Source organism: Microbacterium thalassium, assembly GCF_014208045.1.
In the GTDB taxonomy this organism is placed as follows: domain Bacteria; phylum Actinomycetota; class Actinomycetes; order Actinomycetales; family Microbacteriaceae; genus Microbacterium; species Microbacterium thalassium.
On record NZ_JACHML010000001.1, the window covers coordinates 2,653,241 to 2,680,058 of the forward strand.

The 26,818-nt window shown below is 71.3% G+C and carries 24 protein-coding genes; 8 read left to right on the forward strand and 16 right to left on the reverse strand.

Translation table 11 applies throughout. The features are described 5' to 3' along the window. Positions 1-113: 113 nt before the first annotated feature. Positions 114-461 carry a 50S ribosomal protein L19 gene (gene rplS / locus HD594_RS12275; protein WP_184751230.1) on the reverse strand — a complete coding sequence of 116 codons (348 nt, stop codon included), beginning with the start codon at positions 459-461 and terminating at the stop codon, positions 114-116. A 167-nt stretch (positions 462-628) separates the two neighbouring features. Continuing rightward, on the reverse strand, positions 629-1,126 hold the full coding sequence (locus tag HD594_RS12280) for an MFS transporter permease (protein WP_184751231.1): 498 nt from the start codon (positions 1,124-1,126) through the stop codon (positions 629-631). A 120-nt stretch (positions 1,127-1,246) separates the two neighbouring features. On the opposite strand from HD594_RS12280, the gene map reads away from it, so the two are divergent. Then, a complete protein-coding gene (gene map, locus HD594_RS12285) occupies positions 1,247-2,029 on the forward strand; it encodes a type I methionyl aminopeptidase (protein ID WP_184751232.1) in 783 nt (260 codons plus the stop codon). Here the strand turns inward: map and treZ are convergent. The 8 genes from treZ to rpsP form a co-directional block, all read right to left on the reverse strand. Next, positions 2,026-3,768: a malto-oligosyltrehalose trehalohydrolase gene (gene treZ, locus HD594_RS12290; protein ID WP_184751233.1), complete on the reverse strand. Its 1,743-nt coding sequence runs from the start codon at positions 3,766-3,768 to the stop codon at positions 2,026-2,028. The two genes, map and treZ, sit on opposite strands and share 4 nt — an antisense overlap. Before the next feature lie 10 nt (positions 3,769-3,778). Then, positions 3,779-6,109, reverse strand: coding sequence for a malto-oligosyltrehalose synthase (treY, locus tag HD594_RS12295; protein WP_184751234.1), 2,331 nt, complete (start codon positions 6,107-6,109; stop codon positions 3,779-3,781). Beyond that, on the reverse strand, positions 6,106-8,328 hold the full coding sequence (gene glgX, locus HD594_RS12300) for a glycogen debranching protein GlgX (RefSeq protein WP_184751235.1): 2,223 nt from the start codon (positions 8,326-8,328) through the stop codon (positions 6,106-6,108). Before glgX ends, treY begins: the two co-directional genes overlap by 4 nt. 90 nt (positions 8,329-8,418) lie before the next feature. After that, positions 8,419-9,849, reverse strand: a complete 1,431-nt coding sequence (gene pyk, locus HD594_RS12305) for a pyruvate kinase (protein ID WP_184751236.1) — start codon at positions 9,847-9,849, stop codon at positions 8,419-8,421. A 141-nt stretch (positions 9,850-9,990) separates the two neighbouring features. Then, entirely contained in the window at positions 9,991-10,668 is a 678-nt protein-coding gene (gene trmD / locus HD594_RS12310) for a tRNA (guanosine(37)-N1)-methyltransferase TrmD (protein WP_184751237.1), read from the reverse strand. A 30-nt stretch (positions 10,669-10,698) separates the two neighbouring features. Next, positions 10,699-11,361: a ribosome maturation factor RimM gene (rimM, locus tag HD594_RS12315; RefSeq protein WP_184751238.1), complete on the reverse strand. Its 663-nt coding sequence runs from the start codon at positions 11,359-11,361 to the stop codon at positions 10,699-10,701. A gap of 1 nt (position 11,362) precedes the next feature. Further along, on the reverse strand, positions 11,363-11,593 hold the full coding sequence (locus HD594_RS12320) for an RNA-binding protein (RefSeq protein WP_184751239.1): 231 nt from the start codon (positions 11,591-11,593) through the stop codon (positions 11,363-11,365). After that, positions 11,593-12,015 (reverse strand): 30S ribosomal protein S16, encoded by a 423-nt coding sequence (gene rpsP / locus HD594_RS12325; protein ID WP_184751240.1) that lies wholly within the window; start codon positions 12,013-12,015, stop codon positions 11,593-11,595. The genes HD594_RS12320 and rpsP overlap by 1 nt, the downstream gene beginning before the upstream one ends. A 203-nt stretch (positions 12,016-12,218) precedes the next feature. Between rpsP and HD594_RS12330 the strand changes: the two genes are divergently transcribed. Together HD594_RS12330 and HD594_RS12335 are read left to right on the forward strand one after the other, a co-directional pair. Beyond that, a complete protein-coding gene (locus HD594_RS12330) occupies positions 12,219-13,382 on the forward strand; it encodes a glutamate--cysteine ligase (RefSeq protein ID WP_184751241.1) in 1,164 nt (387 codons plus the stop codon). Next, positions 13,379-13,849, forward strand: coding sequence for a methyltransferase family protein (locus HD594_RS12335; RefSeq protein ID WP_184751242.1), 471 nt, complete (start codon positions 13,379-13,381; stop codon positions 13,847-13,849). The genes HD594_RS12330 and HD594_RS12335 overlap by 4 nt, the downstream gene beginning before the upstream one ends. Positions 13,850-13,855: 6 nt before the next feature. Here the strand turns inward: HD594_RS12335 and ffh are convergent, their stop codons facing one another. Next, positions 13,856-15,421 carry a signal recognition particle protein gene (ffh, locus tag HD594_RS12340; RefSeq protein ID WP_184751243.1) on the reverse strand — a complete coding sequence of 522 codons (1,566 nt, stop codon included), beginning with the start codon at positions 15,419-15,421 and terminating at the stop codon, positions 13,856-13,858. A gap of 59 nt (positions 15,422-15,480) precedes the next feature. After that, a complete protein-coding gene (locus HD594_RS12345; protein WP_184751244.1) occupies positions 15,481-16,479 on the reverse strand; it encodes a TetR family transcriptional regulator in 999 nt (332 codons plus the stop codon). A 125-nt stretch (positions 16,480-16,604) separates the two neighbouring features. On the opposite strand from HD594_RS12345, the gene lipB reads away from it, so the two are divergent. Both lipB and lipA read left to right on the forward strand, forming a co-directional pair. Then, the gene (gene lipB, locus HD594_RS12350) at positions 16,605-17,243 is read left to right on the forward strand and encodes a lipoyl(octanoyl) transferase LipB (RefSeq protein WP_184751245.1); all 639 of its coding nucleotides are present in this window, start codon (positions 16,605-16,607) and stop codon (positions 17,241-17,243) included. Then, positions 17,240-18,268, forward strand: coding sequence for a lipoyl synthase (gene lipA / locus HD594_RS12355; protein WP_184751246.1), 1,029 nt, complete (start codon positions 17,240-17,242; stop codon positions 18,266-18,268). The genes lipB and lipA overlap by 4 nt, the downstream gene beginning before the upstream one ends. A gap of 1 nt (position 18,269) precedes the next feature. On the opposite strand, the gene HD594_RS12360 is transcribed toward lipA, so the two are convergent. The 3 genes from HD594_RS12360 to smc are packed head-to-tail and all read right to left on the reverse strand — an operon-like array spanning position 18,270 to position 23,256. After that, positions 18,270-18,770, reverse strand: a complete 501-nt coding sequence (locus HD594_RS12360; protein ID WP_184751247.1) for a DUF2004 domain-containing protein — start codon at positions 18,768-18,770, stop codon at positions 18,270-18,272. A 51-nt stretch (positions 18,771-18,821) separates the two neighbouring features. Further along, entirely contained in the window at positions 18,822-19,694 is an 873-nt protein-coding gene (gene ftsY / locus HD594_RS12365; RefSeq protein ID WP_184751248.1) for a signal recognition particle-docking protein FtsY, read from the reverse strand. A gap of 16 nt (positions 19,695-19,710) precedes the next feature. Continuing rightward, a complete protein-coding gene (gene smc / locus HD594_RS12370) occupies positions 19,711-23,256 on the reverse strand; it encodes a chromosome segregation protein SMC (protein WP_184751249.1) in 3,546 nt (1,181 codons plus the stop codon). 470 nt (positions 23,257-23,726) lie between these two features. Here smc and HD594_RS12375 point away from each other — a divergent pair, with 470 nt between their 5' ends. The 3 genes from HD594_RS12375 (at position 23,727) to HD594_RS12385 (ending at position 26,236) form a co-directional block, all read left to right on the forward strand. Continuing rightward, a complete protein-coding gene (locus HD594_RS12375) occupies positions 23,727-23,978 on the forward strand; it encodes a hypothetical protein (RefSeq protein ID WP_184751250.1) in 252 nt (83 codons plus the stop codon). 78 nt (positions 23,979-24,056) lie between these two features. Next, positions 24,057-25,139: a GNAT family N-acetyltransferase gene (locus tag HD594_RS12380; protein ID WP_184751251.1), complete on the forward strand. Its 1,083-nt coding sequence runs from the start codon at positions 24,057-24,059 to the stop codon at positions 25,137-25,139. Next, the gene (locus HD594_RS12385; protein ID WP_184751252.1) at positions 25,136-26,236 is read left to right on the forward strand and encodes a GNAT family N-acetyltransferase; all 1,101 of its coding nucleotides are present in this window, start codon (positions 25,136-25,138) and stop codon (positions 26,234-26,236) included. Before HD594_RS12380 ends, HD594_RS12385 begins: the two co-directional genes overlap by 4 nt. Before the next feature lies 1 nt (position 26,237). Here HD594_RS12385 and HD594_RS12390 read toward each other — a convergent pair whose 3' ends face one another. Then, positions 26,238-26,768, reverse strand: a complete 531-nt coding sequence (locus HD594_RS12390) for a hypothetical protein (RefSeq protein WP_184751253.1) — start codon at positions 26,766-26,768, stop codon at positions 26,238-26,240. Positions 26,769-26,818: the final 50 nt, after the last annotated feature.

Consider the following 26,818-nt stretch of genomic DNA (forward strand, 5'->3'; position numbering starts at 1 on the left):
AACACGACCCCCTGTCAAGGGTGCCACACGCCGGGTCGGTCGCCGCGGCGTCGCACGCATCCGGAAATGCGAGAGCCCCGGTCCGAGCGGACCGGGGCTCTTCGGCGACGAGATCAGCTCTCGCGCTTCTCCTTGATCTTGGCCTTCTTGCCACGGAGGTTGCGCAGGTAGTAGAGCTTGGCGCGGCGGACGTCGCCGCGGGTCACGACCTCGATGTGGTCGATCGACGGGCTGTGCACCGGGAAGGTGCGCTCGACGCCCACCTGGAAGCTGATCTTGCGGACCGTGAAGGTCTCGCGCACGCCGTCGCCCGAGCGGCCGATGACGACGCCCTGGAAGACCTGGATGCGCGAGCGGTTGCCCTCGGTGATGTTGACGTGCACCTTGACGGTGTCACCGGGAGCGAAAGCGGGGATGTCCGAACGCAGCGATGCTGCGTCGACGGAGTCGAGGATCTGCATGATCGTGTCTCTCTGCGACCGCCACAGGTCGATCGCGGAACGTATGGGAAAGGAAGTGGCGTACCCGAGGCCGGCGGTCGGACCGTCCGGCGGCTCCCCTGAGGCAGAGCCTGGTCAGGGCACAAGAATCTATTCTGCCACGGAGGGCGGGGTTCGGCCAAACCGGATCAGGCGGCCGGATTCTGCTTCTCGTTGACGATGATCACCTGGGGCTCACGCTGCGGCTCGGGTCGGCTCGACGCCTCGGGCGAGAGGTACGTCATGCCCTCGGACACGCGCACGAACGCTCCCGTGGGACGCGCCTCGCGCCACAGCTGCCACAGCGACAGCCAGAACAGGCCCACGCCGACGACGATCGCGACGACGAAGGCCGCGGCCCACCACGACGGGTCGAAGAAGCCGAGCGCGATCACGAGAGCATGCCAGACGCCGAATCCGAGCACGTCCCACCACGACACGGCGCGATGCGCGCGGACCGTGCCACGGGCGCGCACCAGGAGCGTCATGAGCAGCTGCCACACGAACACCCCCGGGATGGCGAGGAACAGCACCCACAGGAAGGCCCACGCTCCGGCGCCGGTGACGGCCCAGCCGATGAGCAGCCACAGCGGCAACACGAACGCGGCCGGGATCATCCAGGCGAAGAACGCGCGACGCAGCCACATGCCTCGATGCTACGCCCGTCGCGCCCGCGTGTCGCCGGGTCGGGCGACGACACAGGGCGACCTCCCAGTTCCGGACGAGCGCGTCCGACAGAATGTAGAGGACGAGAGGACACCACACCCATGATCGAACTGCGCACCCCCGCCGAGATCGAAGCGATGCGGCCGGCCGGCCGCTTCGTCGCCGAGACCCTGGCCACGCTGCGCGAAGAGACCACGGTCGGCACCAACCTCCTCGCGATCGACCGCCGCGCCCACGACCTGATCCGTCGCGCCGGCGCCACCTCGTGCTACATCGACTACCACCCCTCCTTCGGCGGCAGTCCGTTCGGCAAGGTCATCTGCACGTCCGTGAACGACGCGGTGCTCCACGGGCTCCCCCACGACTACGACCTGAAGGACGGCGACCTGGTCTCGCTCGACTTCGCCGTCTCCGTGGACGGCTGGGTCGCCGACTCGGCGATCTCGTTCGTCGTCGGCACGCCGCGCGACGAGGACCTGGCGCTCATCGACACGACCCAGCGCGCGCTGGCGGCCGCGATCGACGCCGCGGTGGTGGGCAACCGCATCGGCGACATCTCCCACGCGATCGCCCAGATCGCGCACGCCGACGGCTACTCGATCAACACCGACTTCGGCGGACACGGCGTCGGCCGCGTCATGCACGGCGACCCGCACGTGCCCAACGACGGCAAGCCCCGGCGCGGCTACCCGCTGCGGGCAGGGCTCGTCGTCGCGCTCGAGCCCTGGTTCCTGCGCACGACCGACGAGCTGATCACGGACGCCGACGGCTGGACGCTGCGCAGCGCGGACGGCTCACGCGGCGCCCACTCCGAGCACACGGTGGCCGTCACCGAGGACGGCCCGATCGTCCTCACCGACCGCTCGTTCCTCGGCGTCGACTAGGAGCCCGCCCGCGCCGTCTCGACGACGGCGGCCGACTCGCTCGGGAGCGTCAGCGTCCCGCCGACCGGAGCCGCATCCGCGGTGGCGAGCAGCACCGTGCCGACGCGGTCGAACACCACCTCGCGATCGGTGAGGTTCACGAGCACCTCGACCGGGCCGCGCCCCAGGCGCACGGCGCGATGCGACGGATCGTCCCACACGACGTCCGCCGCGCCCAGTGACGCCAGCGCCGGATCGGTCAGCTCGGGCCGCTCCCGGCGCAGGCGCGCCAGAGCGCGGTACAGCTCGAGCAGGCGCGCGTGCTCACCCTGACGTGCCTCCTCCCACGCCAGCACGGACCGCCGGAACGTCTCGGGGTCCTGCGGATCGGGCACCTGCGACTCGTCCCAGCCCATGCGCGCGAACTCGCCGATGCGCCCCCGAGCCGTCGCCTCGCCGAGCTCGGGCTCGGGGTGCGACGTGAAGAACTGCCACGGCGTGGAGGCCCCCCACTCCTCCCCCATGAACAGCATCGGCGTCCCCGGCGCCGTCAGGGTGAGGACCGCCGCGACGGCGAGGCGGCCGGGCGACAGCGACTGCGAGAGCCGGTCGCCGATCGCGCGGTTGCCGATCTGGTCGTGGTCCTGGGCGAAGGTGACCAGGCGCCAGGCGGGCACCTCCTCCGGCACCGGCGCGCCGTGGGCGCGGCCGCGGAAGGACGAGAACGTGCCGTCGTGGAAGAACCCCCGCGTCCACACCTTGCCCAGCGCCTCGGGATCGGCGAAGTCCTCGTAGTAGCCGGCGGTCTCGCCGGTCAGCAGGACGTGCACGGCGTGATGCCAGTCGTCGCTCCACTGCGCCGTCAGCCCGTAGCCGCCCGCTTCGCGCGGCAGGATCAGCGTGGGATCGTTCAGATCGGATTCGGCGATGAGCGTGAGAGGCCGCTGCAGGTGCGCGGACAGGGCATCTGCGGACTCCGCCAGCTCGCGCAGGATGTGGACCGGCCCGTGGTCTGCGAGCGCATGGACGGCGTCCAGCCGCAGCGCATCGACGTGGTACTCCTCGAACCACATCCGGGCGTTGTCGAGGATGACCGCGCGCACCTCGGGCTCGTCGAGGTCGATGCTCTCGCCCCACGACGTTCGGCTCTTCTCCCGCAGGTACGGTCCGAACTCGGGCAGATAGTTGCCGCTGGGCCCGAGGTGGTTGTAGACGACGTCCTGCACGACGGCGATGCCGGCGGCATGAGCGGCGTCGACGAAGCGTCGGTAGCCGTCGGGTCCGCCGTACGGCTCGTGGACGGCGAACCACAGCACGCCGTCGTAGCCCCAGTTCCACACGCCGTTGACGGCGTTGACCGGCAGCAGCTCGACGTGGGTGACGCCGAGCTGCGCCAGGTGCTCGAGCCGATCGGCGGCGGCGTCGAGAGTCCCCTCGGGCGTGAAGGTGCCCACGTGCATCTCGTAGACGATGCCGCCCGCGAGGGGGCGACCGGTCCAGTCGTCGTCGGTCCACGCGAACGCCGCCGGGTCGACGTGCGCCGACAGGTCGTGCACACCGCGCGGCTGGCGCCGCGAGCGCGGATCCGGTCGCGCGGCGAGCGAATCGCCGAGCACGAACCCGTACTCGTCACCCGCCTCGAAGGTGATATCGCTCGTCCACACGCCCGGACGGGACGGATGCCGTGACATGCCGGCATCCGCATGACCCGGCCGGTGCAGCCGGACGCTGTCGGCTCGTGGAGCCCAGACCTCGATCATCGCCATCTCCTCACGCAGGCAGCAGCAGCGCCACCGGGTACGTCGCGAGCACATCGGCCACGGCGACCGCCGAGCCCTCGAAGACGCGACCCGTGAACGCGTCCACGGTCGGGCCCGAGTGGCGCAGCAGCGTCGTGTCGCCCCAGCCGCCCCGGGCCGCGAGCCCCGCCGGCAGGCGCGTGGCCACGGCCAGAGCTCCGCCCCGGTCGAACGCGACCGCGTGTCCCGCGGCGGCGCCGACGACCTCCATCGGCGTGTACCGCTCGAACAGCTCCGGCCGGTCGCGGCGGGCGCGCAGCACGCGCGACGTGACCAGGAGCTTCGCCGCTCCGGTGTCGTCCACCGGCGGGATCCATCCGCCGTCGATGCGCGCCAGCAGCTCGCGGCGCCGCGCGAAGTCCACGGGGCGACGGTTGTCGGGGTCGACCAGCGACAGGTCCCACAGCTCGGTGCCCTGATAGACGTCGGGCACGCCGGGGCCGGCGAGCTGGATGAGCTTGGCCGCCAGCGAGTTCGACCAGCCGTGAGTGCGGATCGACGCGACGAAGCCCTCGACCTCGGCGCGGGCTTCGCCGAACGCCGCATCGACGACGCCGTGCAGGCGCCGTTCGAAGGCCTCGTCGGGCGCGAGCCAGTCGGTGTGCGCCCCCGACTCCCGCGCCGCCTTCTCGACGTAGGCGTGCAGGCGCTCGGGCGTCAGCGGCCACGCGCCGATCACCGCCTGCCAGACCAGCGCGTCGAAGCGCCCGTCTCCGCACGAAGCGACCGAGCGAAGCCTCTCGAGCGAATCCGCCCACTGCTGCGGCAGCTCGGCGAGCACGGACAGGCGCGCGCGCACGTCCTCGCTGCGCTTGGTGTCGTGGGTGGTCAGCGCCGTCAGCGTCCTCGGCCACGCCGACTGCCGGCGCTCGAACGCGCGGTGGAGGCCCGCGACCGACAGCGAGAAGACCGACGGGTCGCCGCCGACCTCGGTGAGAGTCCCCAGGCGCGTCCAGCGGTAGAAGCCGGTGTCCTCCACGCCCTTGGCCATCACCGGGCCCGTCGTCTGCTGGAACCGGCGGGCGAGCTCGCCGTCGGCGTCGCCCAGCAGCGGCACGAGGCGCGCGATCGTGCCGGCGAGGTCGGGGCGGCGGCGGGTGGCTTCGGTCGCCGCGTGCTCGAGGTGGTCGACACCCGCCGGCAGGTACGAGCGGTACACCGGATAGCAGGCCAGCAGCTCGGCGAGGGCGTCCTGGGCGTGCGGGACGGGCACGTCGAGGCAGCGCACGAGCCGCAGCACCTCGGCGTGCTGCTCGGTGTCGGCGATCGTGCGCTTCGTGCCGTGGATGAGCTCCGCCCACGCCGGCGCGGCCTGGGAGCCGAGCCGCTCGTCGAGCGCGGCGAGCGGACCCTCCCCCGCGGGGTCGACCAGCACGCGATCGATCTCGGCCATCGCGTCGTAGCCGGTGGTGCCGTCCGTCTCCCACCACGGCGGAAGCCGCTCGGGGTGATCTGTCGCGGCATGCTCGAGGATCTTCTCGACGACGACGTACGCACCGCCGGTCGCGGCCGCCAGCGTCTCGAGGTACCGGCCGGGGTCGGCGAGCCCGTCCGGGTGGTCGATCCGCAGGCCGTCGGCCAGTCCGTCCCGCATCCAGCGCAGGACCTCGGCGTGCGCGGCCTCGAACACCCACGGCACCTCGACGCGCAGGCCCGCCAGGCCCGTCACCGTGAAGAAGCGCCGGTAGTTCAGGGCGGTCTCGGCTTCGCGCCAGTACACCACCTGCCAGTGCTGACGCGCGAGCACCGCCAGGACCTGATCGCGGTCCGCCGCGCCGCCTGCGGGAACGTCGTCGAACGTGCCGGACGCCAGCGGGAACTCCAGATCGAAGTACCGGGCGACCCCGGCCTCCGCGTCGATGCCGATGTCGGCGACGGCCTCGTCGAGCGGGGCCCCGAGCACGGGGAGCCGCAGGCGGCCGCCGCCGTACTCCCAGTCGATGTCGAACGCCCCGGCGAACCGCGACGCACGGCCGCGCTCGAGCACGTCCCACCACCACGCGTTCTCGCGCGGACGCGCGACGCCCATGTGGTTGGGGACGATGTCGACGAGGATGCCGAGGCCGCTCGCCCGGGCCGCGCCGGCGAACCGGCTGAGCGCATCGGGTCCGCCGCGCGCGGCATCCACCGTCGAGGTGTCGACGACGTCGTACCCGTGCTCGCTCCCCGAGGCCGAGGCCAGCAGCGGCGACAGATACGCCCAGCCCGCGCCGAGGTCGCGCAGGTAGCCGGCCACGTCGGCCGCCGCATCCAGGTCGAATCCCGGACGGATCTGCAGGCGATACGTGGAGGCCGGTGTCACGACGAGCCGCTCGCCTCCATCTTGGGAGCGTGACCGGGCACGACCTCGATCGCTCCCGTCAGGGCGTGCGCGAGGGATGCCGCCACCGAGTGATCGGCCTCGACGTCTCCCTGCTCGTCGTGCTCGCACAGGACGATGAGCGCCTTGGCGTGCAGCATGACGCTGCCGCCCTGATCGATGGGCCCGACGTCGGCCAGTTCGCCGGCGGTGTCGACGAGCACGTCCCACCGCGGGCTGAAGTCGACCTCGGGCACGTGGAAGGCGATGTCCTCGTCGCCGGCGTTGAACAGCACGAGGAAGTGCTCGTCCTCGATCTCGTCGCCGCGACGATCGCGCTCGCGGATGCCGTCGCCGTTGAGGAAGACCCCGATCGCACGGCCGAAGCCCGAATCCCAGTCCTCGGGCTGCATGATGCTGCCGTCCGGCCGCAGCCACACGAGGTCGGGCACGGGCTCCCCCGCCTCGCGCCGGACCGGGCGGCCGTTGAAGAAGCGGCGGCGGCGGAACGTCGGATGCTCGCGCCGCAGGCGCGCCAGCGCCGCCGTGAACTCGATGAGCGGCTGGTCGGCGCTGTCCCAGTCGATCCAGGTGAGCTCGTTGTCCTGCGCGTACCCGTTGTTGTTGCCGCGCTGGGTGCGTCCCAGCTCGTCGCCGTGCAGCAGCATCGGCACCCCCTGGCTGAGCAGCAGCGTCGCGATGAAGTTGCGCTGCTGGCGCGCCCGCAGGGTGAGGATCCGGGGGTCGTCGGTGGGCCCCTCGGCGCCGTGGTTCCACGACCGGTTGTGGTCCTCGCCGTCCCGGCCGTCCTCGCCGTTGGCCTTGTTGTGCTTGCGGTTGTAGGACACGAGATCCCGCAGCGTGAAGCCGTCGTGTGCGGTGACGAAGTTGATCGACGCCACCGGCCACCGGCCCGAGTGCGCGTACAGATCGGCCGAACCGGTCAGACGCGACGCGAACTCGCCGAGCGCCTGCGGCTCGCCCCGCCAGAAGTCGCGCACGGTGTCGCGGTACTTGCCGTTCCACTCCGTCCACTGGGGCGGGAAGTTGCCGACCTGATAGCCGCCGGGCCCGACGTCCCACGGCTCGGCGATGAGCTTGACCTGCGACACCACCGGATCCTGCTGCACGAGTTCGAAGAAGGTCGCCAGGCGGTCGACGTCGTAGAACTCGCGCGCCAGCGCCGAGGCGAGGTCGAAGCGGAAGCCGTCGACGTGCATCTCGAGCACCCAGTACCGCAGCGAGTCCATGATCAGCTGCAGCGCATGCGGGTTGCCGACGTTGAGGCTGTTGCCGGTGCCCGTGTAGTCGGTGTAGTAGCGCTTGTCGCTCTGCTCGAGGCGGTAGTACGCCTCGTTGTCGATGCCGCGCATCGAGAGCATCGGCCCCAGATGGTTGCCCTCGGCGGTGTGGTTGTAGACCACATCGAGGATCACCTCGATGCCGGCGCTGTGGAGCGCCCGGACCATGCCCTTGAACTCCTGCACCTGGTTGCCGCGCTGGCCGGTGGCGGCGTAGGTGTTCTGGGGCGCGAAGAACGCGATGGTGTTGTAGCCCCAGTAGTTGGACAGGCCCTTCTCCTGCAGAAGCGAGTCGTTGACGAACTGGTGCACGGGCATCAGCTCGATGGCGGTCACCCCGAGCCGCTTGAGGTGATCGATGATCGCGGGGTGGGCGATCGCACTGTACGTGCCGCGGATCTCGTGGGGGATGTCGGGATGGCGCTGCGTGAGCCCCTTGACGTGCGCTTCGTAGATGAATGACTCCGCGTACGGCGTCTTCGGCTGGCGGTCGCCCGCCCAGTCGAAGAAGGGGTTGATGACGACGCCCTTCATCATCGACGACGCCGAGTCCTCGTCGTTGCGCGAGTCGGGCGAGCCGAAGTCGTAGCCGAACACCGACTGGCCCCACTCCACCTGGCCGTCGACGGCCTTCGCGTAGGGGTCCAGCAGGAGCTTGTTCGGGTTGAACCGCTGCCCCTTCGCCGGGTCGTACGGTCCGTGCACGCGGTACCCGTAGCGCTGGCCCGGCCCGATGTTCGGCAGGTACGCGTGCCACACGAACGCGTCGACCTCGACCAGCGGCACGCGCGTCTCTTTGCCGCGGTCGCCGAACAGGCACAGCTCGACGCGCTCGGCCCCTTCGCTGAACAGGGCGAAGTTCGTTCCGTTTCCGTCGAACGTCGCACCCAGCGGGTATGCCGATCCTGGCCAGGTCTCCACGCAGTCTCCTCCCGAACTCCCCACATTACCGACGCCGAAGCGGCGTCGGCGCACGGCGCCACTCCGGCGCGGTGCCCGCCGTCGGGAGGGTCAGCGGATGACTTCGGCGGAGCCGGCGCCGATGGTGTGCACGCGGACGTCGTTGGTGGAGCCGGCGATCCCGGGAGGGGCGCCCGCGGTCATGATGACGCGATCGCCGATCTGCGCGCGACCGGACGACAGCAGCGTCTCATCGAGGATCGCCAGCAGCTCGTCGGTCGTCTTCCCGCGTCGGACGAGGAACGTCTCGACGCCCCAGATGATCGCGCTGCGCGACCGCGTGCCCGGCAGGTCGGTGAAGCCCAGGATCGGCACCTCGTGACGCAGCCGCGACATGCGCCGCGCCGAGTCGCCGGACTGGCTGAACACGCACACGTACCGCGCGCCCACGAAGTCGGCGATGCTCGCCGCTGCGAGCGTGATCGCGCCGCCCTGCGTGCGCGGCTTCGTGCCGAGCGCGGGGATCCGCGACAGGCCCTCCCGCTCGGTCGAGGACACGATCCGGGCCATGGTCTCCACGACCGTGACCGGGTGGGCTCCCACGCTCGTCTCGCCCGAGAGCATGACCGCGTCGGCTCCGTCGAGGACCGCGTTGGCGACGTCGGAGGTCTCGGCGCGCGTGGGCACCGGGTTGTCGATCATCGACTCGAGCATCTGGGTCGCGACGATGACGGGCTTCGCCCAGCGCCGCGCGAGCTCGATGGCGCGCTTCTGCACGAGCGGCACCGTCTCCAGCGGCAGCTCGACGCCCAGGTCGCCGCGGGCCACCATGACGCCGTCGAACGCGTCGATGATGTCCTGCAGATGGTCGACCGCCTCGGGCTTCTCGATCTTGGCGAACAGCGGGACGTCGCGCCCCTCCTCGGCCATGATGACGCGGGCGCGGATGACGTCCTTGGGGCTGCGCACGAACGACAGCGCCACGATGTCGGCGCCCAGCCGCAGCGCCCAGCGCAGGTCCGCCTCGTCCTTCTCGCTCAGCGCCGGCGCGCTGACGGCGACGCCGGGCAGGTTGATGCCCTTGTTGTTCGAGACCTTGCCGCCCACGACGACCTCGGTGCGCACCTTCACGCCGTCGCTGTCGAGCACGCGCAGGCGCACCTTGCCGTCGTCGATCAGCAGCGTGTCGCCGGCCTCGACGTCCTTCGCGAGCTCGGGGTACGTCGTCCCGCAGATCTCCTTGGTGCCGGGCACGTCCTCGGTCGTGATCGTGAACTCGTCGCCCGGCGCCAGCTCGTGTGGACCGTCGACGAAGCGTGCGAGACGGATCTTCGGACCCTGCAGGTCGACGAGGATGCCGACGGCCTTGCCGGTGGTGTCGCTCGCGCGGCGCACGTAGGCGTAGGCCTTCTCGTGGTCGGCGTAGTCGCCGTGGCTCCGGTTGATGCGGGCGACGTCCAGGCCCGCCCTCACCAGCTCTTCGACGGTCTCGTAGCTGGCGGTCGCAGGCCCCAGCGTGGCGACGATCTTGGCACGGCGCATAGCCATCGTCCTTTCGCAGTTGAACAGGACCACTCTTGCGCGACCCGGCATCCGGCGGGTTTCCCGCCGGTAACGAGCACATGTCGCGCGAACGCGGTCTCCTCCAGGAGTATGTCAGGAACTCCCGGGCGCCGGCGCACGCTACGGGAGCAGGTCGGGCCGGTGCCGCTTCGTGCGCTCCAGGCTCTGCTCGCGCCGCCACGCCGCGATCGCGGCGTGGTTGCCGCTGAGGAGCACCGGCGGAACCTCGATGCCTCGCCAGACGGCGGGCTTGGTGTAGCTCGGGTACTCCAGCAGCCCGTCCTCATGGGACTCCTCGACGAGGCTGTCGGGGTTGCCGACGACGCCGGGGATCAGGCGCGAGACGGCCTCGATGACGGCCATGGCCGCCACCTCACCGCCGTTGAGGACGTAGTCGCCGAGGCTGACCAGGCGCACGCGGCCGCGCTCGGCGTAGTGGTCGACGACGCGCTGGTCGATGCCCTCGTAGCGGCCGCACGCGAACACGAGCTGCTGCTCCGCGGCGAGTTCGCGCGCCATGGCCTGCGTGAAGCGCTCACCGGCCGGCGAGGGCACCAGCAGCACGGCGTCGGGCGACAGCACGGCGTCGAGCGCCTCGCCCCACGGCTCGGGCTTCATGACCATTCCGGCGCCGCCGCCGTAGGGGGTGTCGTCGACCGTGCGATGACGGTCGTGCGTCCAGTCCCGCAGGTCGTGGACGTGCAGATCGAGGATGCCGCGATCGCGGGCCTTGCCGATCAGCGAGACGTCGAGCACATCGAAGAACGCCGGGAAGATCGTGACGATGTCGATGCGCATGGCTTCGAGTGTAGGGATGCGGTGCCGCGATCAGCCCGCGCGGTCGGGGCCCGCCGCGTCGTCATCCGCCTCGGCGGCCGCGTCGCCGCCGGCGTCCTCGTCGGCGATCTCCTCGAACAGGCCGTCGGGCGGCGTGACGGTCAGGCGCCCGGCCTGGATGTCGACCTCGGGGACGATGGCCTTGACGAAGGGGACGAGCACCTCGCGGTCGTCGTCCACGCGGATGACCAGCAGGTCCTGTGCGGGCATGTGATCGACCCGCACGACGCGTCCGACACGCGCGTCGTCGCGGATGACGTCGAGGCCCACCAGCTGGTGGTCGTACCAGGCGTCGTCCTCGGCGGGAGCGGCGGTGGCGTCCTCGTCGATCCAGAGGATGGCGCGCACGAGCTCCTCGGCGGCGGTGCGGTCGTCGACGCCCTCGAAGAAGGCCACGGGATGGGAGTTCATCCACTTGAACTCGCGGACCGTGAGCGGCTTCCCGTGCCAGGGTGAGGACTCGGGAACCTGAAGAGTGAAGACGGCGCCCGGGACGAAGCGTCCGTCGGGGTCGTCGGTGTACAGCTCGAGCTTGAGGGCGCCCTTGAGGCCGTGGGCCTTCACGAGCCGGCCCACGCGGAGCTGGGTCCGCCCCGCCGGCGGGGTCGCGCGCGCGCGACCGGTCTCGGCCTTTCCGGCCTCGCCGCCCGTCACGTCAGTCGTCCGCGACGTCGACGCGCACACGGCGGCCGTCGGCGAGGGCGGTGATGAGGGTGCGCAGCGCTTTGGCCGTGCGGCCGCCGCGCCCGATGACCCGTCCCCGGTCGTCCACGTGGACGTGCACCTCGAGCACGTCACCGCGGGGCGTGGAGGAGGACTGGATGCGGACGTCGTCGGGGTGGTCCACGATCCCCTTGACGACGTGCTCGAGCGCGGCGGCGAGCACTACTCTGCGTCGGTCTCGTCGGCGGCGGGAGCCTCGGCCTCAGCCTCGGCAGCCGGCTCCTCGGCCTTCTTCTCGACCTTGGGCTTGACGACCGACTTCTTCGAGGCGTCGACCTCGAAGGCCGGCTTGGCCTCGGCGGTCTTCAGGGTGGACTTCGCGTCCTTCTCGCCCTTGAAGGTGCCCCAGTCGCCCGTGATCTTGAGGATGGCGCGGACCTGCTCGGTCGGCTGGGCGCCGACGCTGAGCCAGTACTGCGCACGGTCGGAGTCGACCTCGATGAACGAGGGCTCCTCGGTGGGGTGGTACTTGCCGATCTCCTCGATCACGCGACCGTCGCGCTTGGTGCGCGAGTCGGCGACGACGATGCGGTAGTACGGGGCACGGATCTTGCCGAGCCGCTTGAGACGAATCTTGACAGCCACGATTCTCCTGAAAAGTGTGGAAACGGATTGAACCGGTCGCCGTGAGCGTGGGGTGCACACCCGGCGGAAGCTCTGGGATGGACCTCGGCGCTGGATAGAGGGTCGAGCGCCACGTCCGACCCTCTATTCTGCCAGATCGAAGCGGATGCCGCGAACCGGTGCGCGGCCGACGCGCCGCAGGGGCGGCATGCCAGACTGTGCGCGTGACCGTGTCGTTCGCAGCGTCCGCGCGTTCGTCGGTCGGCCTCGAGTGGGAGATCATGCTCGCAGACGGGGAGACCGGCGATCTGGTCCCGCGCGCACCCGAGGTCCTCGCGGCGGTCGCCGACGTCGCGGCCCGCGAGCGATTCACCGTGACCGGCGAGCTGCTGACCAACACGGTCGAGGTGACCAGCGGGGTCGGTTCGACCCTCGCCGCCGCCGTCGCCGACATCGCCGACGCGATCGCCGCCGTCCGCACGGTCACCGACCCGCGCGACATCGCGCTGCTGTGCGCCGGCAGTCATCCGTTCGCCCAGTGGTACGACCAGAGCGTCACCGACAAGACGCGCTACCACGCGCTCATCGACCGGACCCAGTGGTGGGGCCGGAACATGATGATCTGGGGCATCCACGTGCACGTCGGCGTCGAGGACGTCGCCAAGGTCTTCCCGCTCATCGGCGCCCTGTCGACCTTCCTCCCCCACCTCCAGGCGCTGTCGGCCTCGAGCCCGTTCTGGGCCGGGGAGCGCACCGGCTACGCCTCCAATCGGGCGCTGGTGTTCCAGCAGCTTCCGACCGCGGGCCTGCCCTGGCCGCTGACGGACTGGACCCAGTTCGAGTCGTATCTGGACGACATGGTCGGCACCGGCGTCATGCACGACGTCACCGAGGTCCGGTGGGACATCCGGCCCGCCCCGCGCTGGGGCACGATCGAGGTGCGCGCGTGCGACGGCATGTCGACGCTCGCCGAGCTCGCGGCGGTCGCCGCGCTCGTGCAGACGCTTGTCGAGCACTTCTCGCGCGAGCTGGACGCCGGCAGGCCCCTGCCGTCGCTTCCCCCGTGGTTCGTGCGCGAGAACAAGTGGCGCGCGGCGCGCTACGGCCTGGAAGCGGAGGTCATCGTCGATCGGTCGGGACGCCAGGTTCCGGTTCGGGAGCACCTCGCCGAGACGATGGAGCGCGTCGCCGGCGTCGCCGCCGAACTCGACTGCGCACGCGAGTTCGCCGGCCTCGACGCGATCCTGCGCACGGGTGCGAGCTACGCCCGCCAGCTCGCGGTCGCGGACGCCGCCGCCGGAGATCTGCACGTCGTCGTGCAGCACCTCATCCGTGAGTTCCGCGAGGGTCCGACGCTGCGCGCGCGCCCGCCGAAGGACACTCCATGACCGACGAACCGGGGGGCCGCACGCGCGGCGACTGGCTGGTCGCGGCGCAGTTCCTGCTGCTGGCCGCGCTGCTGCTGCCGGGCGCGCCGCTGTGGAGCGCGCCGTGGCTCACGGCGGTGGCGGCGGCGATCGCGATCGCCGGGACGGCCCTCGCCGCCGCGGGCCTGCTCGCGATCGGCCGCGACATCGTGCCGTGGGTCGCCCCGCGCCCGGGTGCGCCGCTGCGCACGGGCGGCGTCTACCGCTTCACCCGGAACCCGATCTATCTCGGCATCCTCATCGGCGCCGCCGGATGGGTGCTGTGGCGCGCGCGCATCGAGCTCATCGTCGTGTGGGCTCTGCTGGCCGTCGTGCTGGTGACGAAGGCGCGCGTCGAGCAGCGGCACCTGATCGACGCGTTCGGCGACGACTACCGCGCCTACGCGGACCGCACGCCGCTGGTGCTGTGGGGCCGCGGCATCCGCTGAGCGGGCTCAGCCCTTGCCGAGCATCTTCTGGAGCTCGGCGAGATCGGCCTCGCTGGGCGCGCCCTGGCCCGCGCCGAGGCCGAACCCCGAGCCCGTCGGGGTGGCCGGCGCCTGAGCGGCGAGCTGGGCGTTCTCGGCCGCGCGCTTCGCGGGGTTGCCCGAGCGCGAACCGCCGCCGCCGCCCTTCTTCTTGCCGCCCCGCTTGGACGAGCCTCCAGGGCGTCCCGCGCCGGGAACCGGGCCCATGCCCGGGATGTTCGGCACGCCGCCCTTGGCGACGGTCTTCATCATCTTCGCCGCCTGGTCGAAGCGCTGCACGAGCTGGTTGACGTCCGTCACGGTCATGCCCGATCCGCGCGCGATGCGCAGGCGCCGGGATCCGTTGAGGACCTTCGGGTTGCGGCGCTCGCCGGGGGTCATCGAGCGGATGATGGCCTCGGTGCGGTCGATCTCGCGCTCGTCGAAGTCCTCGATCTGCTGCTTCATCGAGCCCATGCCCGGGAGCATCCCGAGCATCTTCTTCATCGAGCCCATCTTCTTCAGCTGCTGCATCTGCTGCAGGAAGTCCTCGAGCGTGAAGGTCTCGGTCGCGAGCTTCTCGGCGACCTTGAGCGCCTCCTCCTCGTCGAAGGCCTGCTGGGCCTGCTCGATGAGCGTGAGGATGTCGCCGAGGTCGAGGATGCGGCTGGCCATGCGGTCGGGGTGGAACGCCTCGATGTCGTCCAGGCCCTCGCCCGTGGAGGCGTAGATGATGGGGCGGCCGGTCACGCTCGCGACCGACAGCGCGGCGCCGCCGCGCGCGTCGCCGTCGAGCTTGGTGAGCACGACGCCCGAGAAGTCGACGCCGTCCTGGAACGCCTTCGCCGTGTTGACGGCGTCCTGGCCGATCATCGCGTCGATGACGAACAGGACCTCGTCCGGGGTCGTCGCCGTGCGGATGTCGGAGGCCTGCTTCATGAGCTCGGCGTCGATGCCGAGGCGGCCGGCGGTGTCGATGATGACGGTGTCGTGCTGCTGTCGGCGCGCGACCTCGACGCCGTCACGGGCGACCTGCACAGGGTCGCCGACGCCGTTGCCGGGCTCGGGTGCGTAGATCGCCGCTCCGGCGCGCTCGGCGACGACCTGGAGCTGGTTCACGGCGTTCGGGCGCTGGAGGTCGCACGCGACCAGGAGCGGGGTGTGGCCGTCCTTCTCGAGCTGCTTGGCGAGCTTGCCGGCGAAGGTCGTCTTTCCCGAGCCCTGGAGGCCGGCGAGCATGATGACGGTCGGCGGGTTCTTCGCGAACTGCAGGCGGCGCTGCTGGCCGCCGAGGATCGCGACGAGCTCCTCGTTGACGATCTGCACGACCTGCTGCGCGGGGTTCAGCGCACGGTTGACCTCGTCGCCGAGCGCGCGCTCGCGCACCTTGGCGGTGAACTCCTTCACGACCACGAGGGCCACATCCGCGTCGAGCAGGGCGCGACGGATCTCGCGCACCGTGCCGTCGACGTCCGCGGGCGTGAGCTTGCCCTTGGTGCGGAGGTTGCGGAAGGTCTCGGTGAGCCGGTCGGAGAGGGTGCCGAAAGTCGCCATGATCCCCCGATTCTACGCGAGTGCGGCCGCCGCCCCGCCCGCGGGCGGCCCCGGCGACGTCAGGGGTCGCCGAGTTCCTCGAACAGCGTGAGCTGCAGGTCCGCCGGGCCCCGCAGCCGGGCGTTGACCGAGCGCCACGGGGTCTGCCGGGCGGGCGCCTCCACCGAAGCCCCCGCATCGGCGAGTCGTCGCGCCGCCTCGGCCGTGTCGTCGACCTCGAGGGCGATGCGGATGCGGTCGCTCGGCGCATCCCCGTCCGTCTCGACGCGGTCGATGAAGGCCACCTGCGCGGGATTGGACAGCTCGAGCGTCGCACGACCGGCGTCGAGGATCACCACGCGCGCGCCGGCCTCGGCTTCGTACGCCTCGCTCTGCGGCATCCCGACGACGTCGCGGTAGAAGGCGACCGCGTCGTCGAAGTCGGGCGCGGTCACCACGACGCGGAGCTGCCGCACGGCCCCATCGGGCGCCGTCGCGACGGTGGCGGCGGATCGGGCCGCGCGGTCGAGGAACCGCGCGAGCTCGGTGCGGCCCGCCCCGTCGTGCGCCCACGCGTCGATCGCCGCGAGCACAGCTCCTCCCCACGCGGAGCCCGCGACCTCGGCTCCCAGGCGGTCGGCGCCGCCGCGGGTGAAGCGCTCCGAGACGGCGCGGCCGATGCGCGTGCGCCGCACCGCCGACTCGCGCTCGAGCTCGTCGGTCAGGCCCATGGCGGACGCGTTGACGATGCCGAGCGCGAGGGAGTCGGGCGCGAAGCCGTCGGCGATCGCGACGACCGCCCCGTGCACGGCCGCGGCGGGGTCGCCGTCCTCCGCCGTCCCTGAGGCCCCCAGGCGCTCCGTCAGCTGCTCGAGCCGCTCGTCGAACCCCGCCCACAGGATGTCGGACTTGGAGGCGAAGTAGTTGAAGAAGCTCGAGCGGCTCACGCCGGCCCGCCCGGTGATGTCGACGATCGACGTCGCCTCGAAGCCCTTCTCGAGGAACAGTTCGCACGCCGCCTCGGCGAGAGTCTCCCTCGACGACGCCTTGGGTCTGCCCACACGGCCGCTGCTGCTCATCCCGCCACGCTATCCCGGCCGATCCTCCGCGCGTCGCAGGCGCGGGGATGTGCGGTGACGCCCGATTCGTGGCGTATTGTTGGACGCGTTCCAGAAATGTGCGAACCGCCTCAGAAGGAGATCGGATGCTCGCCATCGAGACCGTCGGGCTGTCCCCCAACCTCGTCCCCTACCAGGACGGGTGGGATCTCCAGCGACGCGTGCACGCCGAGGTCGTCGCCGGCATCCGCCCCGACACGCTCCTCCTCCTCGAGCACGAGCCCGTGTACACCGCCGGCAAGCGCACCGAGCCGCACGAGCGTCCCACCGACGGCACCCCGGTGATCGACGTGGACCGCGGCGGCAAGATCACGTGGCACGGCCCCGGCCAGCTCGTCGGCTACCCGATCGTGCGGCTGCCCGAGCCGGTCGACGTCGTCGCGCACGTGCGCCGCATCGAGCGACTGCTCATCGACGTGCTCGACCGGCACGGCGTCCACGGCTACCAGGTCGAGGGCCGCAGCGGCGTGTGGGTGCGCCGCCCGCTGTCGGAGGACAAGGTCGCCGCCATCGGCGTGCGCGTCGAGAAGGGCGTGACGATGCACGGCTTCGCCATCAACTGCGACAACACGCTCGCCGGCTTCCGCGGGATCGTGCCGTGCGGCATCACGGACGCGGGCGTGACCACCATCAGCGAGATCGTCGGCGCGGACGTCTCGCCGCGCGACATCATCGCCACGGTGGCCCACGTCTTCGACGACGAGTACGCCGGGGTGCCCGCGTGAGCGGCTGCGCGACCGGACCGGCGGCGGCGCCCGAGACCGGGCCCGACGGCCGCAAGCTCCTGCGTCTCGAAGTCCGCAACGCCCAGACGCCCATCGAGCGCAAGCCCGAGTGGATCAAGACGCGCGCGAAGATGGGGCCGGAGTACCAGGCCCTGCACTCCCTCGTGAAGACCGAGGAGCTGCACACGGTCTGCCAGGAGGCGGGCTGCCCCAACATCTACGAGTGCTGGGAGGACCGCGAGGCGACCTTCCTCATCGGCGGATCGCAGTGCACGCGTCGGTGCGACTTCTGCCAGATCGACACCGGCAAGCCCGCCGACTACGACACCGACGAGCCGCGCCGGGTGGCCGAGAGCGTTAAGCGGATGCAGCTGCGCTACGCCACCATCACGTGCGTGGCCCGAGACGACCTTCCCGACGGCGGCGCATGGCTCAACGGCGAGACCGTGCGTCGCGTACACGAGCTCAACCCCGGAACCGGGGTGGAGCTGCTGGCCACCGACTTCAACGGCGATCCCGCGCTGCTCGACGTCGTGTTCGACAGCCGGCCCGAGGTGTTCGCCCACAACGTCGAGACGGTGCCGCGGATCTTCAAGCGGATCCGTCCGGCGTTCCGGTACGACCGGTCGCTCGGGGTGCTCACCCGCGCGCGCGAGGCTGGCCTCATCACCAAGTCGAACCTCATCCTCGGCATGGGCGAGGAGCCCGAAGAGGTCGTCCAGGCCCTCCGCGACCTGCATGACGCCGGCACCGACATCATCACCATCACGCAGTATCTGCGTCCGACGCCGCGTCACCTGCCGGTCGCCCGGTGGGTCAAGCCCGACGAGTTCGTGGCGTTCAAGGATGAGGCCGAGCGCATCGGATTCCTCGGCGTGCTGGCCGGTCCCCTCGTGCGCTCGTCGTACCGCGCCGGACGGCTGTGGGCGCAGTCCATGCTGGCGAAGGGCCGCGAGATCCCCGAGCACCTCGCCCACATCGCGCAGGACGTGCACGTGGAGCGGGGCTTCGCCCAGGCGGTGTGAGTCAGTCGGCGCTGGTGACCGACAGCACCGCGCCGTCCGAGTCGAGGTTGACCAGCAGCACGTCGTCGGTGGCATCCGGGTCGAGCGCGTACTCGAGCACGGCGAACGGGTCCTGACCGCCGTGCTCGTCGGCGAGGATCGTCATGCTCATCAGCTGGAGCGAGCGGATGACGTCGATGTGCGTATCGCCCGAGATGTCGACCAGCAGGTCCTCGAGCTCGTCTCCGAGCTGCTCCTGCTGCTGGAGGATGTACTCCGTCACCTCGCTCGTGCGCTCGCTCAGCTCCGACACCATCGCGTTGCGCGCGCTGCGGTCGATCGCCTCGATCGCCGAGATGAGTCCCGCGGCGACGTCGAGGGCGGCCTCGGACACGTCGTCCTGATCGGGCGCGGTGAGATCCACCGTCACGGTCTGGTCTCCCAGCTCCACGTTCTCGGACCAGAAGATCGATCCGTCCGGCCCCGACTCGAGGAGTCCGAAGAAGTCGTGCTCGATCGCCATTCCCCCATGAAACCAGCAGGGGCCGCGCGAGGATAGTCCCGACTCGCCGGGTCAGTCCACGAGGGCCGAGGCGAACACGTGCGGCGTGAATCCGGTGAGATCGCCGATGCCCTCGCCCTGGCCGAGGAGCTTGACGGGGATGCCGGTCCGCTCCTGGACGGCGAGGACGAATCCGCCCTTCGCCGAGCCGTCGAGCTTGGTGATGACCAGCCCCGTGACACCGGCGTGCTCGAGGAACGCCTGCGCCTGCATGACGCCGTTCTGACCGGTCGTGGCATCCAGGACCAGCAGCACTTCGCTGATCGGCGCCTGCTTCTCGATGACACGGCGGATCTTCGTCAGCTCGTCCATCAGCCCGCCCTTGGTGTGCAGGCGCCCCGCCGTGTCGACCAGCACGATCTCGGTGCCGGTGCGCTTGGCGTGCTCGATGGTCTGGAAGGCGACGGATGCCGGATCCTGGCCCTCCTGCTGGGGGCGGACGATCTCGGCGCCGCCGCGCTCGGCCCACGTCGCGAGCTGGTCGACGGCCGCGGCGCGGAAGGTGTCGGCCGCACCCACGACCACCGAGCGCCCGTAGCGCTGGAGGAACTTCGCGAACTTGCCGATCGTCGTGGTCTTGCCCACGCCGTTCACGCCGACCACGAGCACCACGGCCGGGCGCTCGGTGAGCTTGAGCGTCGTGTCGAACTTCGCGAAGTGCTCCTCGAGCGTCTCGGTGAGCATGCGCTGCAGATCGCGCGGGTCTGTCGTGCGGTAGCGCTCGACCTTCTCGCGGAGCTCGTCGACGATGCGCTCGGCGATGTCGGGGCCGAAGTCGGCCGTCAGCAGCGCGGTCTCGAGATCGTCCCACGTGGTCTCGTCGATCGTGGGCTTGACGAACATGCCGCGCAGGGCGCGGCCCAGCGACCAGGAGTTCTCGGCCATGCTTCCAGCCTAGGGGTCACGCAGAGGCGCGCTCGCGCACGCGCTGGCCGACGACCGCCGACACGCCGTCCTGCCTCATCGACACGCCGTACAGCGCGTCGGCGATCTCCATCGTGCGCTTCTGGTGGGTGATGACGATCAGCTGGCTGTTCTCGCGAAGCTGCTCGAAGACGCCGAGCAGGCGCCCGAGGTTGGCATCGTCGAGCGCAGCCTCCACCTCGTCGAGGATGTAGAACGGGCTGGGACGCGCCTTGAAGATCGCCGTCAGCAGGGCGACGGCGGCCAGCGACCGCTCGCCGCCCGAGAGCAGGGACAGCCGCTCGATCTTCTTCCCGACCGGCCGCACCGCGACCTCGATTCCGGTGGTGAGCGGGCTGTCAGGGTCGGTGAGCGAGATGCTGCCGGAGCCGCCGGGGAACAGGATCGGGAACACCTCGCCGAACGCGACCCGGGTGTCCTCGAACGCCGCGAGGAAGATCGACTGCATGCGCTCGTCGAGCTCGGCGATGATCGTCAGCAGGTCCTTGCGCGTCTGCGTGAGGTCGGCCAGCTGCTCGGTCAGGAACGCGTGCCGCTGCTCCAGCGCGGCGAACTCCTCGAGCGCCAGCGGGTTCACCCGGCCGAGGCGCGAGAGCTTGCGCTCGGCCTCCTGCAGCCGCTTCTTCTGCTCGGCGCGGCTGTACGGCACAGTCGTCGGCTCCCCGGCATCCGCCTCCCCGTCGTCAGCCTCGCCCTCGGTAGCACCGTCGCCGGGAACAGGCTGATCAGGTCCATATTCCGAAATGAGAATGTCCTCGTCGAGCGAGAGCTCAGAACGGACCCTCTCGAGCAGGCCGTTCACGTGCAGGCGCTTCTCGTGGATCTGCAGCTCGAGTCCGTGGACGCTCTCGGTCAGCGCCGCCAGCCGCTCGCGCACGGCGCTCTCCTGGCCGCGCAGCCGCACGAGCTCTTCGGTGACGGCCGTGCGCGTCAACTCGGCCGCGGCGAGCTCGACGCGCGCCTGCGACACCGACCGGTCGACGGAGTCGAGCACGGCCGGCAGCTGTTCGACGACGCCCTCGGCGATCTCGCGCTGCGCCCGGCGGATGACCGCGCGGCGCGCGGCCTCGGCGGCGGCCTCGCGCTCGCGTTCCCGCTGCCGTTCGAGCTGCGCGACACGCGCCTCCTCGGCGCGGATCCTCTCCCGCAGCGTCTCGACGTCCAGCCGCGTGCGCATCTCGCCGTCGCGCGCCGCCTCGAGCGCCTCAAGCAGACCGTCTCGAGCCGATGCGTCGAGGATCGGCCGGGGCGCCTCGAGCGCGGAGGTCAGCTGGTCCTCCGCCGACCTGGCGGCCGCATCGGCCTCCTCCACCGCCGCCTGCGCCTGCGCGAGGCCGGCGGCGAGGCGGTCGCATTCGGCGACGGCCGCCTCGTGGCGGACGGTCGCGCGATTGACCTTCTCGGCGTGCGCGGCCAGCGCCGCATCGTTCTCGCGCAGGGTGCCGAGCGATGCCTTGGCGTGCTGACGCGCCGCCTGCAGCTCGGCGGCGCGCTCCGCGAGCGCTTCGCGCAGCGAATCGGCGACCACCGCGATCTCGTCACGTCGCTCGGCCGCGGCGTCGCGCTCGGCCCCGAGCTCGAGCCGCGATCGCGAAGAGCCGGTGCCGGCGCGCAGCCCGTACGGGGTCCACAGCTCGCCGGCGCGCGTGACGATCATGATGCCCGCCGTGTCCGCGAGACGCCCGCCCGCCGCACGCGCGGCGCTCAGATCGTCGGCCACCCACACGTCGGCCAGGATCGTCAGCACGCCCTCGGGGGCGGTCACGACGTCGGCTGCCGACACGAGGCCCGCCGGGACGTCGCCGCGCGGTGTCCGGCGGTCCGCGCCGGCGACGACCACGTCCACGACGCCGAGATCGCTCCCCCGCACGTCGTCGGCGAGCGCGATCGCGTCGTCCCACCCGTCCACCAGCACGCCCTCCGCGAGGGAGCCGAGGACGGCGGCGACGGCCGGCTCGTAGCCGGAGGTGATCTGCACCGCGTCGGACACGATGCCTCGCACTCCCGACGCGCCCCGCGCGACGAGCGCGGACGCGGCGCTCTTGACGTCGAGCGCTCGGCCGAGGGCTGTGGTCTGCGCCGTGAGCGCCTCGACTTCGCGCTCGGCGGCGTGCAGACGCTCACGCAGATCGCCGACGGCGGCTTCGGCATCCGTCGCATCGCGCTGGGCCCGCTCGTATGCGGCCGCGTGTTCGGCCGACGACGTCTCCGGGGCCAGATCGGGATCCACGCCGGCCAGGGCCTCCTCGGCCTCCGCGCGGCGCGCGAGGGCCGCATCCAGGGCCCGGCGCTGACGGTCGACCGCGGTGTGGACCGCCGAGCGCGCGGACTCCGCCGCCTCGGCGCTTCCGCGCAGCGCGGTGATCTTCATGTCGTGCTCCGAGACCAGCGCGCTCTGCGCCGCGATGTCGACGTCGAGCGCATCCAGCTCGGCCCGGGCCCGGATGACCTCGCGCGCCGCGGCCGCCGCGGCGTCCTGCGCGGCGCCCAGCCCCGCGCCGAGATCGTCGATCTCGGCCCGCGCGTCATCGATCATGCCCTGCGAGACCGTGGTGCGCTCGATGACGTCGTCGGCGGCGGTCTCGCCCAGCAGCGCCAGCCGCTGACCGGCGAGGTTGTACAGCGCCCGCAGCCGCTCCTGCACGCGCTCCAGCCCGAACGCGACCCGGCGAGCCTCGTCGACGGCCTCCGACCGCTGCTCGGCCTCGAGCCGCTGGACGTCGCCGCGCACCTGGTCCAGCTGGTCCTCGAGCACGATGCGCTCGGCATGACGCTCGTGCTCGGTGCGCGCGAAGTCGGCCAGCTGCGCACGCATCGCGACGAGCTCGTCGGCGAACAGCCTCGCCTTCGCGTCGCGCACGACGGCCGCGATCGTCGCCGCCTCGCGCGCGATCTCCGCCTGGCGGCCCAGCGGCTTCAGCTGCCGGCGGATCTCGCCGGCCAGATCGCTCAGGCGCGTGAGGTTGGCCTCCATCGCGTCGAGCTTGCGCAGGGTCTTCTCCTTGCGCCGCCGGTGCTTGAGGATTCCGGCGGCCTCCTCGATGAAGCCGCGCCGGTCCTCGGGGGTCGCCTGCAGCACGCTGTCGAGGCGTCCCTGGCCGACGATGACGTGCATCTCACGGCCCAGACCCGAGTCGCTCAGCAGCTCCTGCACGTCCAGCAGCCGGCATCCCTCGCCGTTGATGGCGTACTCGCTGGCGCCGTTGCGGAAGAGGGTCCGGCTGATCGTGACCTCGGTGTACTCGATCGGCAGAGCGCCGTCGGAGTTGTCGATCGTGAGCTGCACCTCGGCGCGGCCGAGCGGGCCGCGCGTGGCCGTGCCGGCGAAGATGACGTCCTCCATCTTGCCGCCGCGCAGGGTCTTCGCGCCCTGTTCGCCCATGACCCACGCGAGCGCGTCGACGACGTTCGACTTGCCGGATCCGTTGGGGCCGACGATGCACGTCACGCCGGGCTCGAGCGCGAAGGCGGTGGGCTGCGCGAACGACTTGAACCCTTTGAGCGTCACGCTCTTCAGGTGCATGGATGCGCCCTCCGCCCCGGTCGATTACCGGACCACGCTACCCGAGTGCGGGGCCTGCGCCGTCGAGGCGAGCCGACGAAGACGCGTACCCGGGCGACACGCCCGTCGGGCGTCGATTCTGGGAGAATCCTTGACGCGCCGTCATCGGCGGGGATAGTGTTCATTCCCGCAACCGAAGTCGAGAGGAGGCCCCCGATGATCACTTACGCAACGCAGACGCTCATGCCGATGCTTGGATGCGTCACGCCCACGGGAGCCGTCTCCTTCGGGGTGCGTCAGAACGGTCGCGTTCACACCGCCATCTGACCTCCGCACAGGAGAACTCCGCCCATTTCCGGGCGTGACGTCCCTGCGCCACCGCTGAGAAGCGCCCCATCCGGCGCGCACTCTCGCCCTCCCTCCGTGCTGCGGCACGGTTCTCGCCCGGCGATCGTCCGGGCACCCACCTCCCACAAGGAAGCGACACCATCATGAACACCCTCATCGCGCCGCAGCGCAGTCCGGCACTGCCGAGCGAGCTGCAGCACCATCCGTCATCGCGCCGTCCCTCGCCGCTGGACCGCATCGCGTTCGCGATCGGCATCCGGCTGCTGCTGTGGAGCGAGCGCTCCCGACCCGCGCCCGATCGCGCGCGCCACAGCCGGCACCGCGAGCAGGACGCCGCCCGAGCCGCGCGCGAGCAGCACTGGCAGTCGCTCGCGCTGCAGGCGCCACTGCGCTGAAGCGGGTCCGCCGGCAACCCGGCGGGCCCGCCCGGCCCCTCCCCCGAAGTCACGACGAGACGAAACGAACCTCTGGACATGCCTGACACCCTCACGAGCGTGGAACTGCGCCCGCTCGTCCTTCCGACCTCCATCGATGCGCCGGACGCCGGCGACTATCTCGAGATGGTGCGCGTGCGCAACGCCGTGTACCGCGAGATCTCGGGCCACCACGACCACGCCATCGCGCCCGACGAACTGCTGCCGTATCTGCCCTCGACGCCCGACACCGAGCGTCGCATGTGGATCGTGCTCGACGACGGACGCGTCGTCGGCCGCATCGGACTCGACTTCCCCCTCGAGCACGAGTCGACCGTCGCCTTCTGGCTCATCGAGCTGCTCCACGACGCGTGGGGTCGGGGCATCGGCTCCGCCGCGTACGAGCTCGTCGAGCGCACGGCGCGCGAGCGGGGCCGCACGGTCCTGCAGTCGTGGGCCGAGCACCCCGCAGCGGCGGGCCCGCAGCTGTCGGCGCCGACCGGCTTCGGCGAGATCCCGCACGACCACGCGGCGCGGTTCTACCTGCGGCACGGGTACGCCCTCGAGCAGATCGAGCGCAACAGCGCCTTCGACCTGCAGGGCTCGTTCGACGTCGTGGAGCGCCTGCTGGCCGAGGCGCAGGAGGCGGCATCCGGCTACCGCCTGGTGCGCTGGTCGCCGCCGACTCCCGCGGAGTACGCGCCGTCGTACGGGTGGATGAAGTCCCGCATGATCACCGACGCCCCCGCCGCCGGCCTCGACTTCGACGAGGAGGACTGGGATGCCGCACGCGTCGCACGCCACGACGCCATCCACCTCGACGGCGGCCGGCTGCTGCAGGTGACGGCGGCCCAGCACATCGCGTCGGGCGAGCTGGTCGCCTTCAACGAGCTGGTGATCGGCAGGGATCGCACGCGCGCCACACACCAGGAGGACACCCTCGTGCTCAAGGAGCACCGCGGCCATCGCCTCGGGCTGCTCGTGAAGTGCGCGGCGCTGATGAGCTGGCGCCGGGTCGCACCCGACTCGCCGCGGGTCCTCACCTACAACGCCGAGGAGAACCGGCCGATGCTCGACATCAACGAGGCCATCGGCTTCGTCCCGATCGCCTACAACGGCGCATGGAAGAAGGTGCTGACATGACCGTCGTCGCGGATGCCTCGATCGAGGTGACGCCGGTTCCCGATCCCCCGTCGGTGGCGGGGGCTGACCTGCGGGTGTTCGCCGAGCTCGCACGCCTCGCCAACGCGTCCTGCCGGCACGACGCCGGGCACGACCACTTCGACCGCCCGGCGCTCGAGCTCATCACGCGCTGGGTGGACCGGGCCGATCGCGTGCACTCGGGCGTGCTGGCCCGACGCGGCGGCGTCACGGTGGGCGCCGCGGTGGCGGTCATGCCGCTGGACGATGGCGCGCCGAACGTCGAGTTCGACATCTGGCTCGAGCCGAATCGCTGGGGTGAGGGCATCGAGGAGTCGCTGCTCGCCGCCATCGAGCGCAAGGCCGTCGAGCTGGGTCGTCCCGTGCTGCAGACCTTCACCATTCATCGGCCCGGCGCGTCGGGCGAGAGCATCGCCTCGCCGACCGGCAGCGGATCGGTTCCCGCCGGCGACCGGCAGACCCGCCTGATGCTCGACCACGGCTACGTGCTGCAGCAGGTCGAGCGCAACAGCGTGCTCGATCTCGCCGGCGACATGGCGCCGATCGCGCGCATGCGGGATGCCGCGGCGACCGCGGCAGGGCCCGACTACCGTGTCGTCACGTGGACGACGCCGACGCCCGACGAGCACCTCGAGGGATACGCGTACGCGATCTCGCGCCTGTCGACCGATGCGCCAACAGGCGACTTCGTGTGGCCGGAGGAGGAGTGGGACGGCGCACGGGTGAGGCGGCGCGACGCGAACTCCGCCGACGCGGGACTGACGATCGGCGTGGCCGTCGCGATTCACATCCCGACGGGCGCCGTCGCGGCATACACCGAGCTCGCGATCGGCGAGGACCCGCGCAGCGCGACGCGGCAGTGGGGAACGCTCGTGCTGCGGGAGCACCGCGGCCGCCGGCTCGGCACGCTCGTCAAGTGCGAGAACCTGCTGCGGTGGACGGCGATCGCGCCGGACTCACCGCGCGTGTCGACGTTCAACGCCGAGGAGAACCGCTACATGCTCGACGTCAACGAGGCGATGGGGTTCGTCCCCGCGTCCTACGCGGGCGCATGGCAGAAGACCGTCGGCGGCCGATGAGTCAGCCGGCGGAGCACTGGTTGTAGTTGCTGCTGTTGCCGTCGCGGCGCTTCGTGACATACCCCGTCAGGTCGCCGGTGATCGTGTACGGCGCGATGGGAGCCACGCTCGCCGAGACCGTTCCGGTCTGGTTGTGCCCGAGCTGGAACGCGATGCTGATCACGCCGGCGAACGGGCCGCCGGGGGCGTCGACGATGTAGGGGTCGGCTGCCGTGCCGGTGCCGCTGTTGATGGGGAAGCCCGGCGTCGCGGTGAACGAGCCGCCTCCGGTGTGCGTCAGCGTGATCGCCACCTGCGCCGTGAGTGGGAACGGGCCGAGGGTGACGGTGATGGTGCCCGTGCTGCCCGTGCCGTTGCACGAGCCTTGGACCGAGACGTTGCCGGTCGCACCGGCGCCTCCGGTGGGAGTCTCGCTCGCGGTCGCCTCGGGCACGGCCGCGGCGACGGCGATCACCGGCACCGCCCAGGCCGCGGCCTTCGTCACCGTTCTCCGGCTGACGGACCGATCGGTCGCGCGTTCGGTGTACTCCATGAGTCCCCCCTCGAGACGACAACAGGCGACGGGGTCCCCGTCGCCTGCTC

Excerpts from the sequence above, each read along its gene's own strand:
- HD594_RS12390 (WP_184751253.1), bottom strand. The coding sequence starts at position 26,768 with ATGGAGTACACCGAACGCGCGACCGATCGGTCCGTCAGCCGGAGAACG.
- HD594_RS12360 (WP_184751247.1), bottom strand. The coding sequence starts at position 18,770 with ATGGCGATCGAGCACGACTTCTTCGGACTCCTCGAGTCGGGGCCGGAC.
- rplS (WP_184751230.1), bottom strand. The coding sequence starts at position 461 with ATGCAGATCCTCGACTCCGTCGACGCAGCATCGCTGCGTTCGGACATC.
- ftsY (WP_184751248.1), bottom strand. The coding sequence starts at position 19,694 with ATGGCCGAGAACTCCTGGTCGCTGGGCCGCGCCCTGCGCGGCATGTTC.
- smc (WP_184751249.1), bottom strand. The coding sequence starts at position 23,256 with ATGCACCTGAAGAGCGTGACGCTCAAAGGGTTCAAGTCGTTCGCGCAG.
- lipB (WP_184751245.1), top strand. The coding sequence starts at position 16,605 with ATGCTCGCCATCGAGACCGTCGGGCTGTCCCCCAACCTCGTCCCCTAC.
- ffh (WP_184751243.1), bottom strand. The coding sequence starts at position 15,421 with ATGGCGACTTTCGGCACCCTCTCCGACCGGCTCACCGAGACCTTCCGC.
- treZ (WP_184751233.1), bottom strand. The coding sequence starts at position 3,768 with ATGATCGAGGTCTGGGCTCCACGAGCCGACAGCGTCCGGCTGCACCGG.
- pyk (WP_184751236.1), bottom strand. The coding sequence starts at position 9,849 with ATGCGCCGTGCCAAGATCGTCGCCACGCTGGGGCCTGCGACCGCCAGC.
- HD594_RS12280 (WP_184751231.1), bottom strand. The coding sequence starts at position 1,126 with ATGTGGCTGCGTCGCGCGTTCTTCGCCTGGATGATCCCGGCCGCGTTC.
- HD594_RS12380 (WP_184751251.1), top strand. The coding sequence starts at position 24,057 with ATGCCTGACACCCTCACGAGCGTGGAACTGCGCCCGCTCGTCCTTCCG.
- map (WP_184751232.1), top strand. The coding sequence starts at position 1,247 with ATGATCGAACTGCGCACCCCCGCCGAGATCGAAGCGATGCGGCCGGCC.
- HD594_RS12345 (WP_184751244.1), bottom strand. The coding sequence starts at position 16,479 with ATGAGCAGCAGCGGCCGTGTGGGCAGACCCAAGGCGTCGTCGAGGGAG.
- HD594_RS12385 (WP_184751252.1), top strand. The coding sequence starts at position 25,136 with ATGACCGTCGTCGCGGATGCCTCGATCGAGGTGACGCCGGTTCCCGAT.
- HD594_RS12375 (WP_184751250.1), top strand. The coding sequence starts at position 23,727 with ATGAACACCCTCATCGCGCCGCAGCGCAGTCCGGCACTGCCGAGCGAG.
- trmD (WP_184751237.1), bottom strand. The coding sequence starts at position 10,668 with ATGCGCATCGACATCGTCACGATCTTCCCGGCGTTCTTCGATGTGCTC.
- HD594_RS12335 (WP_184751242.1), top strand. The coding sequence starts at position 13,379 with ATGACCGACGAACCGGGGGGCCGCACGCGCGGCGACTGGCTGGTCGCG.